At 48.4% G+C, this 17,886-nt stretch carries 13 protein-coding genes and 1 pseudogene; 5 read left to right on the top strand and 9 right to left on the bottom strand.

Annotated features, from left to right (window positions below):
- Nucleotides 1-105: 105 nt before the first annotated feature.
- The 4 genes from htpX to ACX9GV_RS07705 all read right to left on the bottom strand — a co-directional run bounded on the left by htpX (nucleotide 106) and on the right by ACX9GV_RS07705 (nucleotide 4,846).
- A complete protein-coding gene (htpX, locus tag ACX9GV_RS07720) occupies nucleotides 106-984 on the bottom strand; it encodes a protease HtpX (protein WP_023489683.1) in 879 nt (292 codons plus the stop codon).
- Nucleotides 985-1,412: 428 nt separating this feature from the next.
- Nucleotides 1,413-3,461: a carboxy terminal-processing peptidase gene (prc, locus tag ACX9GV_RS07715; RefSeq protein ID WP_473197641.1), complete on the bottom strand. Its 2,049-nt coding sequence runs from the start codon at nucleotides 3,459-3,461 to the stop codon at nucleotides 1,413-1,415.
- A 19-nt stretch (nucleotides 3,462-3,480) separates the two neighbouring features.
- Nucleotides 3,481-4,239, bottom strand: a complete 759-nt coding sequence (proQ, locus tag ACX9GV_RS07710) for an RNA chaperone ProQ (RefSeq protein ID WP_473197640.1) — start codon at nucleotides 4,237-4,239, stop codon at nucleotides 3,481-3,483.
- A gap of 109 nt (nucleotides 4,240-4,348) precedes the next feature.
- Nucleotides 4,349-4,846, bottom strand: a complete 498-nt coding sequence (locus ACX9GV_RS07705) for a GAF domain-containing protein (protein WP_473197639.1) — start codon at nucleotides 4,844-4,846, stop codon at nucleotides 4,349-4,351.
- 141 nt (nucleotides 4,847-4,987) lie between these two features.
- Here ACX9GV_RS07705 and rsmF point away from each other — a divergent pair, with 141 nt between their 5' ends.
- A complete protein-coding gene (gene rsmF / locus ACX9GV_RS07700; RefSeq protein WP_473197638.1) occupies nucleotides 4,988-6,424 on the top strand; it encodes a 16S rRNA (cytosine(1407)-C(5))-methyltransferase RsmF in 1,437 nt (478 codons plus the stop codon).
- A 50-nt stretch (nucleotides 6,425-6,474) separates the two neighbouring features.
- Here rsmF and ACX9GV_RS07695 read toward each other — a convergent pair.
- From ACX9GV_RS07695 to ACX9GV_RS07685, 3 genes and pseudogenes are all read right to left on the bottom strand, one after another.
- Nucleotides 6,475-6,860: pseudogene (locus ACX9GV_RS07695) on the bottom strand (ASCH domain-containing protein).
- A gap of 146 nt (nucleotides 6,861-7,006) precedes the next feature.
- The gene (locus ACX9GV_RS07690; RefSeq protein ID WP_473197637.1) at nucleotides 7,007-7,570 is read right to left on the bottom strand and encodes a HutD/Ves family protein; all 564 of its coding nucleotides are present in this window, start codon (nucleotides 7,568-7,570) and stop codon (nucleotides 7,007-7,009) included.
- Nucleotides 7,570-8,937 (bottom strand): formimidoylglutamate deiminase, encoded by a 1,368-nt coding sequence (locus ACX9GV_RS07685; RefSeq protein WP_473197636.1) that lies wholly within the window; start codon nucleotides 8,935-8,937, stop codon nucleotides 7,570-7,572. Before ACX9GV_RS07685 ends, ACX9GV_RS07690 begins: the two co-directional genes overlap by 1 nt.
- A 176-nt stretch (nucleotides 8,938-9,113) precedes the next feature.
- Between ACX9GV_RS07685 and hutC the strand changes: the two genes are divergently transcribed.
- From hutC to hutG, 3 genes are all read left to right on the top strand, one after another.
- The gene (hutC, locus tag ACX9GV_RS07680; protein WP_473197635.1) at nucleotides 9,114-9,869 is read left to right on the top strand and encodes a histidine utilization repressor; all 756 of its coding nucleotides are present in this window, start codon (nucleotides 9,114-9,116) and stop codon (nucleotides 9,867-9,869) included.
- Nucleotides 9,870-10,018: 149 nt separating this feature from the next.
- Complete coding sequence (gene hutI / locus ACX9GV_RS07675; RefSeq protein ID WP_473197634.1) at nucleotides 10,019-11,239, top strand: imidazolonepropionase; 1,221 nt, start codon at nucleotides 10,019-10,021, stop codon at nucleotides 11,237-11,239.
- Entirely contained in the window at nucleotides 11,236-12,045 is an 810-nt protein-coding gene (gene hutG / locus ACX9GV_RS07670; protein ID WP_473197633.1) for an N-formylglutamate deformylase, read from the top strand. Before hutI ends, hutG begins: the two co-directional genes overlap by 4 nt.
- A gap of 90 nt (nucleotides 12,046-12,135) precedes the next feature.
- Here the strand turns inward: hutG and yddG are convergent, their stop codons facing one another.
- Together yddG and ACX9GV_RS07660 are read right to left on the bottom strand one after the other, a co-directional pair.
- A complete protein-coding gene (yddG, locus tag ACX9GV_RS07665) occupies nucleotides 12,136-13,032 on the bottom strand; it encodes an aromatic amino acid DMT transporter YddG (protein WP_473197632.1) in 897 nt (298 codons plus the stop codon).
- Nucleotides 13,033-13,428: 396 nt separating this feature from the next.
- Nucleotides 13,429-15,396: a gamma-glutamyltransferase family protein gene (locus ACX9GV_RS07660; protein WP_473197631.1), complete on the bottom strand. Its 1,968-nt coding sequence runs from the start codon at nucleotides 15,394-15,396 to the stop codon at nucleotides 13,429-13,431.
- Between the two features lie 635 nt (nucleotides 15,397-16,031).
- Here ACX9GV_RS07660 and ACX9GV_RS07655 point away from each other — a divergent pair.
- Nucleotides 16,032-17,882, top strand: a complete 1,851-nt coding sequence (locus ACX9GV_RS07655) for an NACHT domain-containing protein (RefSeq protein WP_473197630.1) — start codon at nucleotides 16,032-16,034, stop codon at nucleotides 17,880-17,882.
- Nucleotides 17,883-17,886 lie beyond the last annotated feature (4 nt).

Here is a 17,886-nt window from a genome sequence, read left to right as displayed (position 1 = left end):
TTACCGGGGCTTGTTGTTGCAAAGATACTACAAACTTCTAAACGCCTTTACCTGAACACGAAATGCACTACAGCAGCTCAGGATGATGGGGTTATCATCTGATCTTTACTTCAGATATTGCCCAGCACGCAATGCTTCAATCCGCTTGTCTAGCGGTGGGTGCGACATAAACAGTTCGCTGAGTGATTTGGATTTGCCATTGATGCAAAACGCCATCATGCTGCCAGCTTCCTGTGGTTCATAGCTGGTTTTCAATCGTTGCAGCGCAGCAATCATCTTCTCACGGCCCACCAATTTGGCAGACCCTGCATCAGCATGGAACTCACGATGGCGCGAAAACCACATGGTGATAATGCTGGCCAAGATGCCAAAGACCAATTCCAACACCATGGATACCCCAAAATAAATCATCGGGTTACCATTACCTTCCCCTTCACCATCACGGTTTCCGAGGAAGCCAGCCGCCGCCTGTGCAATCAAGCGCGATATAAAGATCACAAAGGTATTTACTACCCCCTGAACCAACGTCATGGTGACCATATCACCATTGGCAACGTGACTGATTTCATGAGCGATAACGGCTTCAGCTTCATCACGGCTCATGTTTTGCAGCAGGCCTGTACTCACCGCCACCAGTGAGGCATTACGACGCGCCCCGGTGGCAAAAGCATTAATGTCTGGAGCATGGTAAATAGCCACCTGTGGCATGGCAATACCTACTTGCTGTGACTGACGCTTGACGGTTTCCAGTAGCCAACGCTCGGTTTCATTACGCGGTTGTTCGATCACTTCCCCGCCGACGGAACGCAGCGCCATCCATTTCGACATCAGCAGCGAAACAAACGCACCACCAAAACCAAACAGACCCGCCATCAACATCAAGCCTTGAACGCTACTAGACTGAATCCCTGTCAGGCTAAGTACTAACCCGAAAACTAACATCACCGCCAGGTTGGTGAGCAGAAACAGAGCTATACGCATCATAAAATGTTTACTTCCTCATTAGTGTTAACACAAAACGATCTCTGATAGCCAAATCGTATGGGCATAAGTTGTAGTTTCAAGCGTTGCGAATCATTAACCTACTAAAAATACGAAACTTTACAATACAGAGTACACACAACAATCTTACAAAAGATAAACACTTTTTATTATAGCGGGGGAGTTGTAAAAGTTAAGAAATTCGGTTCACCCCAACTCTGTGATAAACCAGATAACCTCACAACACATCTTTTCGTAGACGTTAAATCGTTGGAGAAACTTAGTCCCCACACCCGTTAAAATGGTTAAATTTTATACTCATCACTTATTATAGCTAACGCCCTATTGCTACCCTGATACCGCTCAACTCATTGACTATTTCGACAAAAAAAGCGCCCTAAAAGGACGCTTTCTGTTTTATACCCGCTGACTTACTTGGTGCCAGTCATCTGTTGTGAGGGTTTCTGTTTTTCCAAATTGGCAAGATCAAGAGCAATCCTCACCGCTTCATCCAGATAGGGATCGGGATCTTTGTAATCCTTCGGCAGGTCTTCCAAAGATTTCAACGGCTTCTTACCTTCACGCTGCAAGCGCTCATTAATACGCTGAAGGCGGATGGCATCATCGTCATGGTTCTCTTTCTCACGGGTGGCCAGGTTAAGAGAGATGATATTGCGTTTTTCCTTCAATGCCTTGTAACGAGCAATGTCCTGGGCAATATATTGGAAATCAGCATCCTTGGCGATACGCTGAGCATGGTCTTTCAGCAACTCGCCTTCTAGCGGTTTCATATTGCCAGTTTTAGTATAATTGGCCGCATTGATGCTATCCCATGGCATAGCATTATCTTCAAAGCTCTCGCCGGTTTCTGCTGGGTCAACGCCGGTAGGCATCAGAATATCAGGGGTCACCCCTTTGCGCTGAGTACTGCCCCCATCAACACGATAGAACTTCTGAATGGTGTACTGTACCGAACCTAACGCTGGCCATTCCGGACGCAGCATCTGATCGTAAATACGATTCAACGAGCGATATTGCTGAACTGTACCTTTGCCGAAGGTAGGTTCGCCAACAATCAATGCGCGCCCATAATCCTGCATCGCTGCAGCAAAAATTTCAGAAGCGGAGGCACTGAAGCGATCAACCAGCACCACTAGCGGGCCTTTATAGTAAATAACATCATCGCCATCCGCATCTTCACGGATCTTGCCGTTATTATCACGTACCTGTACCACTGGGCCGCTTGGAATAAACAAGCCAGAAAGCGCTACCGCTTCGGTCAGTGCACCGCCGCCATTAGAACGCAGATCAATAATCAGGCTATCTACATTCTGTTTGGCCATTTTCTGCAATTGAACTTTAACATCATCAGTCAGGCCGACATAAAAGCCCGGAATATCCATCACAGCAACCTTCTGGTTGCCAACGGTTTTGATGGTCATCTTCACCGCGCGATCTTCCAGGCGGATACGCTCACGGGTTAATGTAACAATACGGGTTTTTGTCCCCTTACCGGCGGGCAGGATCTCCAGGCGCACCTTGCTGCCCTTCGGCCCTTTAATCTGCGAAACGACATCATCCAGACGCCAGCCAATAACATCGACCATTGGCTTGCCGGTCTGCCCAACACCAACAATACGGTCACCCACGGTAATCGCTTTGCTCTTGGCTGCAGGGCCACCCGGTACCATGGAGTTAATGACGGTATAATCATCATCCATCTGCAATACGGCACCGATCCCTTCCAAAGAGAGGCTCATTTCGGTATTGAATTGTTCAGTATTGCGTGGAGAGAGGTAATTAGTGTGCGGATCAATCTCGCGCGCGAAAGCGGTCATGATCAGTGAGAATACGTCGTCACTATTGGTTTGCGTCAGGCGCTTAATCGCTAGCTGATAACGTTTGGTCAGCGTATTGCGGATCTCCTGATCGGTTTTACCCGCCAGCTTGAGGCTCAACTGATCATATTTAACCTTGGCATCCCACAAGCGATCCAGTTCAGCTTTATCTTTCGCCCAAGCAGCCTTGCTACGATCAAGCTCAATCGTATCATTACCCGTAAAGTTCATCGGCTTATCCAGTAGCGATAATGCATACTGGAAGCGCTCAAAACGACGTTTCTGCGCTAGATTGAATAGCGCATAGGGGGTCACTAAGTTGCCGGATTTTAATTCATTCCCCAAGGTACTGCGCTTATCGGCGAATTGTGCCACGTCGGAAGCCAGTAACACATTGTGGCTATAATCCAGCAAATTCAGATAACGATCAAAGACCTTGCCTGAAAAGTCCGCATCCAAAGCAAACTGGCGATAATGAGAACGTAAAAACCGCGAAGTAACACGCTCACTGACGGTAGTATGCTGCACTTCCTGCTCGAGCTGCGGTAACTGATCGATGCGAATGTTGGCAGTATCCGCACCATAACTGACACCCGCCCACAACAACATCACTGCGGCGGTGAATCTGAAAAATTTGTTCATGCCTTGGTTGGCCTCCGTATCAGAACTGCAGGTGTTCTGCGCGTACAATCATTGCTAAGCCAGATGAGAGCTGCACACGCACACCATCTTTAGCAATCTCCAGTACTGTCGCATCCATCGCACTCTGACCTGCCCTGACTTTGATTCCCTGGCCGATTTGCAGCTTGGAAATATCGGTAACTGGCACAGCACGCGGTTGGGTTGCCTCTTTTACTGCTTGAGGCTCACGCTCTTTCTGTGGGCGTGTTCTTTGTGGACCAGAGGTTGGTGAACCAGAGCTTTGTGGACCAGCAGTTTGTGGACGCGGTCTACGATTCTCTGAGGCGGTGCCATTTTCACGGCGAACCATTGGTTTTTTGCCTGCAGGACGTGGACGACGAGGTTCAGTAGCTGTCGCTTCACCCTCAGTTTCACGCTTTTTGGCATTTTTCTCAGCTCGCTGTGCCTGAACACGCGCCTTGGCTTCAACAAGCTGTTGGCGAGCATGGTCGACATGTTGCTGCTCCAGTTCACCGCAAGGGTTACCATCCAGGTCAACACGCTGCGCGCCAACTTTAATACCATATAAGTAACGCCAGCTTGAGGTATACAGGCGTAAAGCGGAACGTAATTGCGTTTTGCTGAGGTTTTCTTCCCCTTGCATACGCTCTGCCAGATCCTGAAAAATACCGATTTTCAGTGGACGAGCTTCACCTTCGGCACTAAAGCAGAGCGGGAAACGCTCGGCAAGAAAAGCAATGACTTCTTTGACTGTGTTCAACTTGGGTTGATTTTCCATGAAATTTCCTGATTACAACGGGTCGCCAACGAGCGGTTGCCAACAAGCCGCGGGCATGAACAGGCGATATTATAATGACGTCATCGCTAAATGCCACGTTAACCTTAGCTCAACTTAACGTTATGGTGGTATATTTTGCATAATCACACTGTCCCAATTGCTCGCAAAGCCCCGCCACCACGGCCTTCAGGCCAATTTCGTCTTGATGATCGAAGCGATGATAAACTGTACTGTCAATATCCAAAACGCCAATGATATGACCGTTTATCTCTAACGGCAGCACGATCTCTGCATTGCTAGCAGCATCACAGGCAATATGCCCTGGAAACGCATGCACATCCCCAACACGCTGTACCTGCTTTTCTGTAACGGCGGTACCACAAACGCCCTTACCCAACGGAATACGCACACAGGCAACCTTGCCCTGGAATGGGCCTAACGTCAGTTGATTATCCTCCATCAGATAGAAGCCTACCCAATTGATATTATCCAAACGTTCATTGAGCAATGCGCTGGCATTGGATAAGGCAGCAATGAAATGAGTTTCGCCCGCCAGTAATGCACACAAATCGCGTTTTAATTCTGTATAAAAATGTTCTTGAGTCATGTAGTAACCATTTCTATTCTTGTCATTGGTACAATTAGCGAAGTACCACCTTCACTGACCATCCGATAGGTACTGTATTCCCAGCAGCCCACTCTATGCTAGACTAGCCCCTTCGGTTTTTTTTAGCCCTGAGAGTTCCCCTTGGCCAAGCCTGCCACGCCATTTTTGCCTGCTGCTTTTCTTGACGCAACCCGCGCCATTATGCCAGACCATTTATCAATGGATGACTTTATCAATATTTGCCAACAACCTTTGCGGCGTAGCCTGCGGGTCAATACCCTGAAAATCAGCGTCGCAGATTTTCAGGCATTGGTAAAGGACTATGGCTGGCAATTACAACCCATCCCTTGGTGCCATGAAGGTTTCTGGATCGAACGTCTCGATGAAACCTTGCGTCTGGGTAACGCTGCTGAACATTTAACCGGCCTGTTCTATATACAGGAAGCCAGCTCCATGTTACCGGTAAGTGCCCTTTTTGCTGATGGTTCTCCGCCACATCGGGTACTGGATATCGCCGCGGCCCCCGGTTCCAAGACTACCCAAATTGCTGCCTTGATGGCTAACCAGGGCATTATCGTCGCCAACGAATACTCTGCCAGCCGGGTTAAAGTATTACATGCCAATGTAAGCCGTTGTGGTGTCAAAAATGTGGCACTGACGCATTTTGATGGCAGAGTGTTTGGTCGTGCATTGCCAGAAAGCTTTGATGCCATTTTGCTGGATGCCCCCTGCTCAGGTGAAGGCGTGGTGCGCAAAGATCCTGATGCCATGAGCAACTGGTCAACGGAAAGCGTTGCCAGCATCGCCCAAACTCAGCGTGAATTGATAGAAAGTGCCTTTCATGCCTTAGCCCCGGGCGGGGTAATGGTTTATTCCACTTGCACCTTGAATGCCCAAGAAAACCAGCAAGTCATCAACCATCTATTGGCTACCTATGGGGATGCGGTCAGTATTGAACCTTTAGGGGGCTTATTCCCCGGTGCAGAAAAAGCCTTAACCGCCGAAGGCTTTTTGCATGTTTTTCCACAGATTTACGACAGTGAGGGATTTTTTGTTGCTCGCCTACGTAAAAACCACAGTATCGCGCCATTAAGCCAACCCGACTATAAAGTTGGCAAATTCCCTTTCACCCCCTTGGCGGCTAAAGATGCTGCTCCGGTGATACAAGCCGCCAAAGCTTGTGGATTGGTGTGGGATGAAACCAGCCGATTATGGGGGAGAGATAACGAGGTCTGGCTATTTCCTACTGAAGTGGAAAGCTTTATCGGCAAAGTGCGTTTTTCACGCATCGGCCTAAAATTAGCCGAGCGCTTCTCTAAAGGAATGCGTTGGCAGCATGAGGCCGTCATTGCTTTAGCCGGTAGCAATAACCCGCAGGCATTTGAGCTTGATGCAGAATTAGCCCAGCAATGGTTTCAAGGGCGCGATATCTACCCGCCACAGCCACCACAAAATAACGATTGTATTCTCACCTATCAGCATCAACCGCTAGGATTGGCGAAACGCATAGGCAACCGGATTAAAAACAGTTTACCCCGGGAGCTGGTACGGGATGGCGTTCTGGATTTTCATCAGTAAGGTTCTTGTTCCCGTTGCCGCTCTATTTATCAGTGGCAACGGGAAAGCACTCAAAATTTTTCGATAACTTTAAAGTGCATCAAGATTAGCGTCATATCTGGCGAGAACAGATCGTACTCGGCAAAAAAGCGTTGATGCTCGTTACGCCAATAAGCCAGTGTCCGGTCCCCTTCCCCTTCGGCTAAAGCATGAGCTTCGTCAACCTGATCAAAACTGCTGATATTGACTGAGGTCAGTTCTATGGCACAAACCGGCTCATTCTTCCCCCCACCACCACAAAAATATCACCGGGCCGTGGGATACCTTCACCATCAAGGTTGGCACAGGTGGCGGTCTTTACCCCGGTAAGCACCAATCTGGCCAGTTCATCGGCCTGTTGCTCAGTATCACCAAATGCCCAGCGTTCTACATGTTCATACTTCTCAGGAATCACCATGACTGTACCCTACTTATTGTGCTATCACTGTGCGTCGAATAATACCCGGTATTTGCGCCGTCGTCATGCAGGCTACAGGGGGTAGTGCCCTACTGGCACCTGATCACCGCTATCTCTGCCCGCTATGATCTCAGCTCGCCATTATCTCAGCCCGCCATTATCTTTGCACACAATGCCAAGCTACCGTTCCTTTGTACTGTCAACTGTTGTGGGCCGTCTCCTGGCAACCACCAGCATCCCTGCCGGGGGGTTAACAGGCTACCATCAGGCAACTGCCACTCACCACGCAATATATAGAGCACTCCGGCATGCTGTGGTGCCAGCACCGTAGTCGTTACCATAGGCTGTACCTGTGCCGAATGCTCACCACGTCGCGTCATGATATTAAAATCATGGCTGCTGCCCCCCAATAATTTAGCTTTCAATGGGCAATCCCCGGAAAAGGCAAACGGCTCACCGATATGCTGTAACCGGTGGTCAATCTGCCCTGCGCTGTACAAATGCACCCCATCCCCCTCAAGTAGGGTAATGATGCGGTCAATGCCGTTGAACGACGAAAAAGGGCCATCCTGTGCAATGGTAGCGATACTGACTCGCCAATCAAATAAGGTTTCACCCGGTGGTTGGCTGGTGATTTCACGGGTTTCTCCGCCCCGATTGCGCCATGGGCTAACCGGGAGTTGGTCAAAACAAAAGCGATGCAGATTCATTAAACCTCCTGCAAAGTTTTCAGTACTTGCAGAAACTCAGCACTACTTTGCTGTTGTAATGCGTGACACCACTGCTCAATCACTTGATTCCCAGCAACATATACGTCACGGATCTGCTGGCTACCCCCAGCAAATAGCCAACGGTTCAGAATAGACGCATCAGGGGCTGCCGCCAGATAAGGATCATCCCCATCCAATACCAGCCAGTCTGCCCGGTAACCTGCTGCCAACTTGCCAATCTTGCTACCACAGGCTTGCGCGCCCCCTTGTAAGGCCTGTTGATAAAGGACATCACCCACGGAAGGCTGTTCTGGTGTCGTCAAACGGTTACGACGCTGATCACGCAACCGCTGCCCATATTCGAACCAACGTAACTCCTCCACCACGCTGAGCGAGACATGGCTGTCGGAGCCAATACCCCAGCGCCCCTTATGATGCAGGTAGCTATCGCCAGGGAAGATACCATCCCCCAGGTTGGCCTCTGTCGTCAGGCACAAACCTGCCACCGCTTTGCTGTTCGCTAGCTGTTGCAACTCGTCGCGATCCAGATGGGTGGCGTGTACCAGACACCAGCGTTGATCCACTGGCAAATGTTCAAATAACCAAGCCACGGGACGTTGCCCACTCCAGGCCTGGCAGTCATTAACTTCTTTTTGCTGCTCGGCAATATGAATATGTACGGGCAACGATGGAGCACTGGCAGCCAGGATCTGCTGCATCTGTTGCAGTTCCACCGCTCGCAGTGAATGGAAACATAGCCCATGGTTTTGTAACGGCTGGTCGACCAATTGCCGGGCAACCACCTGCTGCTGTTGAAGATAACTGTCTACATTCTGAATAAAGCGTTTTTGCCCGGCTTGCGCAGGCTGGCCACCAAACCCGGCATAGCTGTAAAGTACCGGTAATAGTGTCATCCCTATCCCGGCCTGTTGTGCCGCCAGGCTAAGGCGCCCGGTCATTTCTCCCCCATCAGCATAAGGTTTCCCTTCTGGTGAGTGATGAAGATAATGGAACTCTGCCACTTGTGTGTAGCCACCTTTGAGCATTTCAATATACAGTTGACGCGCTATCACCCCCATTTGCTCAGGGGTTACACGTTGTACCAGGCGATACATCAGGTCGCGCCAGGTCCAGAAGCTGTCTTGCGATTTACCAGCCACCTCCGCCAACCCAGCCATCGCACGCTGGAAAGCATGAGAATGCAAGTTTGGCATACCCGGCACCACAGCACCGTGCAGATGATGAGCGCCAGCAGAATCAGCATTGGGTATCACTTGGGTCAATTGACCTTGTGCGTTAACATCAAGCCGTACATTGTGCGCCCAACCAGAGGGAAGCAGTGCACGGGAAGCAAAATAGGCAGGCATAGCAGTATTCCAAAGTCGAGATTACGAATCAGTACACGCGACAGGCGCGCAGGTAAAAAAAATGTGAAACAATGTCATTGAATTGGTGAAACAGACTTACTTGTATATACATATATATTCTGCAACATCAACTGTAATCTGATGTTATTATTTTTTTATTTGACGAGGTTAACGTCGTGGCCGATCAACAAACCCTGTTACAGCTGTCTGCAGCAATGAACGATGCTCCTGCTCCTATTTATCAACGCGTCAAGCAGGCAATAGTCAGTCAGATCCGTACAGGTCACTGGCAGCCACATCAACGTATTCCCTCCGAAAGCGAACTGGTATGCGAATTGGGCGTAAGCCGCATGACCATCAACCGTGCATTGCGGGAGCTTACCGGCGAAGGTTTTCTGATCCGCATGCAAGGTGTCGGTACCTTTGTTGCCGAGGCCAAAGCACATAGCGCCTTGTTGGAAGTACATAATATTGCGGATGAAATTGTTGCCCGAGGCCACCAGCACAGTAGCAAAATCTTGCAGTTAATCGCGCGCGCCGCCAGTGAGGAAGAAGCCACCGCCTTAGGCCTTCAGCCCGGACAGCAATTGTTCTATTCGCAAATTGTGCATTATGAAGATAATGTGCCGGTGCAATTGGAAGACCGCTGTATCAATCCCCTGGCCGCCCCTGACTATATCAAGCAAAATTTCGATCAGGTCACGCCCTATACTTATCTAACACAATCTGCCCCCCTGACCGCCGTTGAGCATATTGTTGAAGCGGTGATCCCCACGCAACTCGAACGGGAGTTACTGCAATTGGCGGAAAATGAACCCGGCTTACTGATCCGCCGCCGCACCTGGTCAGGCAAAATGGCAGTCACTGCCGCGCGTTTACTCTATCCTGGCAGCCGTTACCAGTTATTTGGGCGCTTTAGCACCCAGAGTTGATTGCTACAACGGGTGGCTGCTTGCACCCGGCTTTTTCCTCTTTAATCACATCTTGGTAACAAATTCGTACACCTTCACTTGTCGCCAGTAGCCGAATGCGCTAGGTTACTTTTTAATTGTCTATACAAGTATGCAGGAGCAAAAATACCATGACGTCAGTGATCCACTGCGACAGCCTGTGGCAAGGTGCCGATATTGTCACCATGCGTGATGGCAAATATCACACGATTCACCAAGGTGCTATCGCCGTGCGTAATGGCGAAATTGTCTGGATAGGTGAACAAGCCTCAATGCCAGCGATCTCCGCATCAAATATCGTGACATTTGATGGTGGCATCATTACCCCCGGGTTGATTGACTGCCATACCCATTTGGTCTTTGGTGGTGATCGTAGCGGTGAGTTTGAACAGCGGTTGAACGGTGTCAGCTATGCAGAGATAGCCGCTCAGGGCGGTGGTATCATTTCCACAGTCAACGCCACCCGCGATACATCAGAAGCGCAACTGCTGGAGCAAGCCCTATTCCGCCTGCAACCGTTACTGGCAGAAGGCGTAACCTGTGTAGAAATCAAATCAGGCTACGGGTTAACGCCACAAAGTGAACTGAAAATGCTGCGCGTCGCCCGTCAGTTAGCTGAATTACTGGCTATTGAGGTGAAGACCACTTGTCTGGCCGCCCATGCCCTGCCGCCAGAATACCGTGGCCGTAGCGATGACTACATCCAACTGGTCTGCGATACCATTATCCCGCAAGCGGCAGAGGCAGGGTTGGCTGATGCGGTAGATGCCTTTTGTGAGCATCTGGCATTTTCCCCTGAGCAGGTTGAGCGAGTTTTTGTCGCGGCGAAAGCGGCCGGTCTACCGGTTAAACTGCATGCCGAACAGCTTTCCCCGCTAGCGGGCAGTAGCTTGGCTGCGCGCTATCAGGCACTTTCTGCCGACCATCTTGAATATGCCACGGAAGCAGATGCCATCGCCATGAGCCGTGCCGGTACCGTGGCGGTGCTGTTACCCGGTGCCTATTACCTATTGCGTGAAACCCAGTGCCCACCGGTTGAGTTATTCCGTAAACACGGTGTACCGATGGCCATTGCCAGTGATGCAAACCCAGGAACGTCACCGGCCCTGTCATTACGGTTAATGATTAACATGGCCTGTACTTTGTTCCATCTCACCCCTGAAGAGGCGCTGGCGGGTGTTACGTTACATGCTGCCCAGGCATTGGGTCTGCGAGAAAGCCATGGCTCACTGGAAACCGGTAAAAAGGCTGATTTTGTTCATTGGCCCCTATCACGCCCCGCTGAGCTAGCTTACTGGTTAGGCGGGCAACTGCCTTGCACTATCATCTTCCGAGGAGAAGTCCGCCAATGACCCTTCGTGACCCTTTTGAGTTCCAGGCAGGTGATCTGCCGCTGCTAATCAGCATCCCCCACGCAGGAACCCGCTTGACCCCTGCGGTAGAGCAAGGGCTAAGTGATGATGCCCGGCCATTATCCGATACTGACTGGCATATACCGCAGTTATACGATTTCACCAGGTCCATGGGAGCCAGCATTCTGATTGCCAACTATTCCCGCTTGGTGATCGACCTTAACCGCCCAGCAGATGATAAGCCGCTCTATACCACCGCCACCACCGGGTTGTTCCCTGATGTGCTGTTTGATGGCCGCCCAAGTTTTCGCCCTGGTGCCGTCCCTGACGACCAAGAGCGTGCGGGCTATTTGCAAGCACTCTGGCACCCCTATCATCTACAGTTACAACATGAACTGGCACGCTTAACCGCTAAATTTGGCTATGCCCTGTTGTTTGATGCCCACTCAATTGCTTCAGTGATACCCCGTTTATTCAGTGGCAAACTGCCTGACCTTAATTTCGGCACCAATAGTGATGAAAGTTGTGCGCAGGCGCTCAGTGACCAATTGGTCAACTGTTGCCAACAGCAACAACAATTTACCCATATACTCAATGGGCGCTTTAAAGGGGGGTATATCACACGGGCTTATGGTCAGCCGGATAAGCATCACCATGCGGTGCAGTTGGAGTTGGCACAAGTGAATTATATGTCTGAGCAATACCCATTTGCTTTTGACGCCACTCGCGCTGTCCCTTTGCAGCAACTGTTACGGCAACTGCTCAACACAATGGTAGCATGGGGTGAACAACAGGCAGGTCGCTGAGCTGCCCCAGCTAAAGAGTAAAATTTCAATAGCCTAGGCTGCCATACAAAAACGTAATCAGGCCCAGAAATGGGCCTATTCCAGCAGGTGTTAATCCACGCGTGTCGCTCGCCAGCAAATCAATGACCCCAGCGTGACCATAATGACACCTTGCCAAAAATGCAGGGTCAGGGATGTGCTCAATACGATAGCGGCAAACACCGCCGACAGCACCGGCGTAAAATAAGAGGCGGTCGCCAGCAGCGTCATATTGCCATGCATGATCCCCACATTCCATGCGGCATACCCGGCCCCCATGGCGATCCCCACGCACAATAACGCCACAGTCACCGGCAAGCTAAAGTGCATGGCTGTTTCATCGGTAAAAGGATAGAGCACCCAGAGTGCCAGTGAGGTCAAAGAAATAAATAACACCACGCCATTTTTACCCTGAGCAATCCTCTTGGTGACATTACAATAAACCGCCCAGATCACCGCCCCGCTGAACGACAAACCATAACTTAATGGATTGCTACGCACGTTATCCAACATTTGCGCCAATGACCAACCACCGGAACCACTCATGATCCAACCAATGCCCACTAATGAAAGCAGCGAACCAGGTAGCACCCACCATTTGGCCCGTTGACCATTAAACGCAATCGCCATTAACACCGTAAAACAGGGCCACAGATAATTGATCATACCCAACTCAATCGCCTGCATCCGGTTATTGGCATACCCCAAAGAGAGTGATAGGCAGATTTCATAGAGCACAAACAACACACTGCCAACCACCAGATAGACACGGGGGAACTCACTCAACTTGGGTATTCCCATCAACAGCAGCAGGAACAGCGTGCCAATACTGTAAATCATCGCCGCCCCCCCAACAGGCCCCAAACCCTCACTGACACTGCGGATCAACCCCACCACGCTGCTCCATAGCACAATGGCCAGCAAACCAAGCAGCGTCGATTTATGAGAAGCGGACAACGATAACGTCACAGCCATATCCAATTATTTATTTTTTATCGGATTTTTACTCTACTGCGCCACGGGGTAAAAATAAAGGTGGGTGAACATCAGGGGGATGATCGCGATAATTTGTTATCAGCCAAGCGATCGGCTTTTCTCTGCTGCTTATTCAACCCCGACAGCACGATGCAGGGTACTTCTGCCGTACAACGGCAAGGATTAACGGCTAAGAACCTCTGCCAATAGGCACTATTGGCAGAGCTAGTTTGGACCCAGACAACACACAAAAGCTGCGGCGTACAGCGAGTGCGCGAGAATTTCGAGCACTGCCCGGGTTCAAAATAACCTGTGAAGTGTGACGGATATAATACTGATGGAATCGGCTCAAACTGTGTGACCACCCCACCCGTCTACCCGTATCACAGGTTAGTAAGCAATTGAATAACAGTCACGGCGTGGATCTGCCCCGGCAAAACGGTTACCCGAATTGGGATCGATCAGCACCGAGGTTGCACATCCGGACATCCCAAACGTGCGCAAGCGGCTAACATCATGTCCGCGCGCTTTTAGCTCGTTATACACCTCATCAGGCACTGTCGCCTCAACTGCCAGCTTGTTGAACCCAGCAGCATGCGGCCAGAATGACCCGTACAGGTGCGATGTTTGCACTCGCGGCATCTCAAAGGCTTTGTTCAGATTCGGGTACCAATCCTCCCAGCGATCTATGGTACTCAGCATCGCCTGGAGAATAGTCTGCTCCTGGTTGTCACCGCCCGGCGAACCTAGCGCCATAAAGGGTTTCCCATCTTTGAAGATAAGGCTGGGGGTCAATGTGTAGCGTGGCCGAGCATGAGGACGAACCTGATTAGCGTGTTGTTTGTCCAACCAAAACTGTTCGCCGCGCACGCTCATGGCAATCCCGGTATCACCAAGGATCACCGCACCAGGTATCCAAGCACCACTGGGCGTAGCATCAAACAGGTTGCCGTCTTTATCGACGATCGCCATGTGGGTCGTGTCTTTTGAAATCCCGGCCGAATCACGGCCCAAGGAAGCCAACATGATCGGCTCAGACAACAGTGCCGCAGATTGCCCCTTGCGGTTCACATCCTGGACATTGATAACCGCATACGGCCACTCTTTGACCTGGCTATCAAATTTAAGCGGATTACCTGCGACATATTGAGTCGAGGCATGTTTGGGATTAATCAGTGCAGCACGCTCCTTGGCATAGGCTTTGGACAATAACCCTTCTGCAGGAACGTTCACAAAGGCAGGATCCGCGTAATAGGTATCGCGATCAGCATAGGCCAATTTCAACGCTTCAACGATCGTGTGCAGATAGTCAGCACTACCATACCCCATCGCTTTTAAATCAAACTGTTCAAGGATATTGAGGGTTTGCAAAAGCACCGGACCTTGGCTGCCAAAACCCTGCTTATAGATGGTGTAACCGCGATAAGTGGTGCTGGTGGGCTCTTCGATACGGGCATAAAATTCGGCAAAATCACTCTCATCAAATGGCGCATCGTTCTGGCGCAGAAAAGCAACCATCTCTTTGGCAATATCACCTTTATAGAAGCGATCGCGTGCTGCCACAATACCTGCTTCACGCCCCTGCGCTTTGGCAGTGCGTTCTGCTTCCACCATACGCCGCAAGGTCTTTGCCGTTGCGGGCAGAGTGATAGTCTCACCTACCTTATACGGGGTGCCATCCGCTTTGTACCAATAAGTTTTATTGCCTGGCCAACGTTCAAACAGTTTGGACTGCGCGGCAATGGCACGTGCGGTACTTATGCGCATTGGGAAACCTTTTTCCGCATAATCGATAGCGGGCGCCGATACCTGCTCAAAACTCATGGTTCCCCAACGTTCCAACACCGTCAGCGCCGCATGCAACGCACCGGGAACCACTGCGGGGTCAAGCCCTTCTCCTTGCAGCGTTTTATCTCTAGAAAGATACCAATCAACGTCCACCGCTTTCGGTGCCCACCCCTGCCCGACGATGGAAGTCACTTTTGCGTCTGCAACAGGGTACACCAGCACCAGCGCCTCGCCCCCTAGGCTGTAGAGATCCTGCTCAAGCACACCACCCGCGATCAATGCCGCGACACCCGCATCAAAAGCATTACCCCCTTGCAGGAGAATACGTGTCGCTACTGCTGTGACCAGTGGATCCCCAGTTGAAACTGCGGCGGTAGGGCCCATAATCGCTGGCCGCAGCCCCATATTCGCCGGTTGTTGATCCTGTTTAGGCACCTGCCCCTGAACATTACTCGCCGCTGGGGTCTGCGCAAAAGCCCCCTGCAGCGACACCATTACAACAGCAGACACCAGAAATCGGCGCGCTAATACCCAACATTTTTTTGGTAAATATGCCTTTATTTTCATCATTGACCATCCTGTTGTCATCAAACGATTCGTTTTGACGATAGCAGTATTTGCTAAATGCGCCAATACAGGCTTCCCCGGTTAGAACGCAAAATTAGGTTGTTTTATCTCCCCGATACCGAGCCTGCCGCCACTGTAATCAGGTATGCGGCAATCGATATAAAGGGCTTATATGTTGACCCTCGCGGCTATAGAACATCAAGCGCAATGCCAATAAGCCACGGTCGATGGAGTTGATAATAAGTAGAAAATGATTAGCGCTCATTTGGGCCCCCTTAAACGATCAATTAAGCTCGTAGGATTGCCAGCCTGTTTTGTTTACTGATAAACATCAGCAATCGGAGAACTACTGCTGATGCGACAATAACTACCCCGCATCTATGCCTTATGACAATTCAATATAAGTGACACTGGTTACTGCAGTAGTTGTCGCGCCGGTACTCATCGGCTCTGACATGTTTACCAACTGCTGTTCGCTTAGCGAACGCCGGGCGGTAGAAATGAAAAAGGCCACGCATAGCGTAGCCTACTTAAAGGTAAAATGGTTCTTTAAAACAAGCCAAGAAACAATCTCGTTACCATATTGAAAAAAAAATTTTTTATGGATAATCTATAAAAAAATTTGAATGGAACTTACCATGGACGTTCTTTTTCAGGAGCTAGCTAAAGCGGGTGTAGCAGTTGCAGTCAAAGAGTTGTTTGATCGAGTTGTAAAAGCATGGGATAACAAAAATCTAAATGCTAGGCAACTTGTCAGGGACCTCAATGGACAAGATGCGTATATGAACTATCTTGTTAAGCATGTATCAAGAGTAGTACGATTACGGACAATTCATAGTGCAGACTATGATATTCTTTTAAAGGACTTATACCACCCATTGAGTATTACCTCACTATTATCACCGGATATCACACATAAAGTTGACGATGATTTTTATATAGAAAACCAGCAAATAATAAATATAATTGGCATAGCTGGGCAAGGTAAAAGTACAATACTAAGAAAGCTATTTATTGAACAGGTTAATAATGGCGAAAAAATTCCTTTTTTTATAGAACTGAGAAGAATTGAAAAAAATGGAGTGTTAGCAGCGTTTAAAAACACCTTGACCAACATTGGTCTCAAACCAACAGAAGATACAATAAATGAATTACTAAGCAGCAATAAAATAACTTTGATGTTAGATGGTTTTGATGAAGTAATTTCACAGCAGAAAGATGCAATTTTAGAAGAGGTCATTAGTTTAAATGTTAAATTCTCGCTTCAAATAATAATAACATCAAGGCCAGGAACCTCTGTCTGTAATGAGGCTTCAATTATTAACTTTAAAGTAGAAAAGCTTAGAGAAGAAGACATTCTTTCAATAATTGAAAAATTGAATTCTAAAAACAGCGCAATAGATAGAGAACAACTACCGAAAATTAAAGCAACAATAAAGAATAATCATAATCTTGTTTCAGTAATGACGTCCCCAATTTTGGTAACCTTGTTCCATGTATGTTATCCATATATGGATATAATCCCAAATAATACTGTGGATTTTTATTCTAACCTTTTCATGACTTTGTATTTACGGCACGACAAAGTAAAAAATTTCGATCGTGAAAAATCCTCATCCTTAAGTCATAACGAAGCTTATAATTGTTTCTGTACGCTCTGCTTTTATTCTATTTTTACTAACCATCATGAATTCACAGAGCAATCATTATATCAATACACTGAAAAATCAATGAAATTGAAGGGAAAACTTGATGAATGCAAGCCAGAGGCATTAGCATTAGATTTTATTAATGTCACATGTTTAATTCAAAAAGAAGGCTTTGACAAATATATTTACATTCACAAATCAATTCAAGAGTATCATGCTGCAGACTTCATAAAGACTGTATCATCAGACAAGAAGAATAAATTCTATGGGCTTATTGTTGAAGATATTAAAAAGAACGAGTTGCGATTTTATAACATCGTGAATTTTTTAAAAGAAATTGATGAAATTGACTGTGCGCGATTTTTTATCATTCCTCTGTGTGAACACTTCGGCGTCTCAAAATGGAATAAACTTAGTGAATTAGAATACAAAGATTTACTTCGTGAGTTTTTTTCCGACACATACATACATCTAATTAACAACAACAACACATTTGATGTACTAGGATTCAGTTTATCATCTGGATTTAATGGTTGGATGCATATATTAGACATTAGCGGTTATAATAGCGGTTATAATGAAATCTATAGATCTGCTTTTACAATGCTTACAGAAAAATCTTTTTCTCTGATAAACGAAATTAACCACATAACAAACCCGGACCACAATAACTCTAAAATTTCCTTTACAAAGGCGATGATGCTTCTAGATTTAGAGGATGAGATGACAGCTCTGTTTATTGAGAACATTCACAACGTATATAGAGATGTTTATCAGGAATCGTTGAATAAAGTCAAAAATGAAGATATCAGCATTAAGGAAATATTCGATCTAACATAATTAT

This window comes from Serratia sp. 25CWL12 (assembly GCF_055790885.1).
Note: the sequence above shows the minus strand (reverse complement) of the source record. Positions and strands in the feature narration are given on the sequence as shown.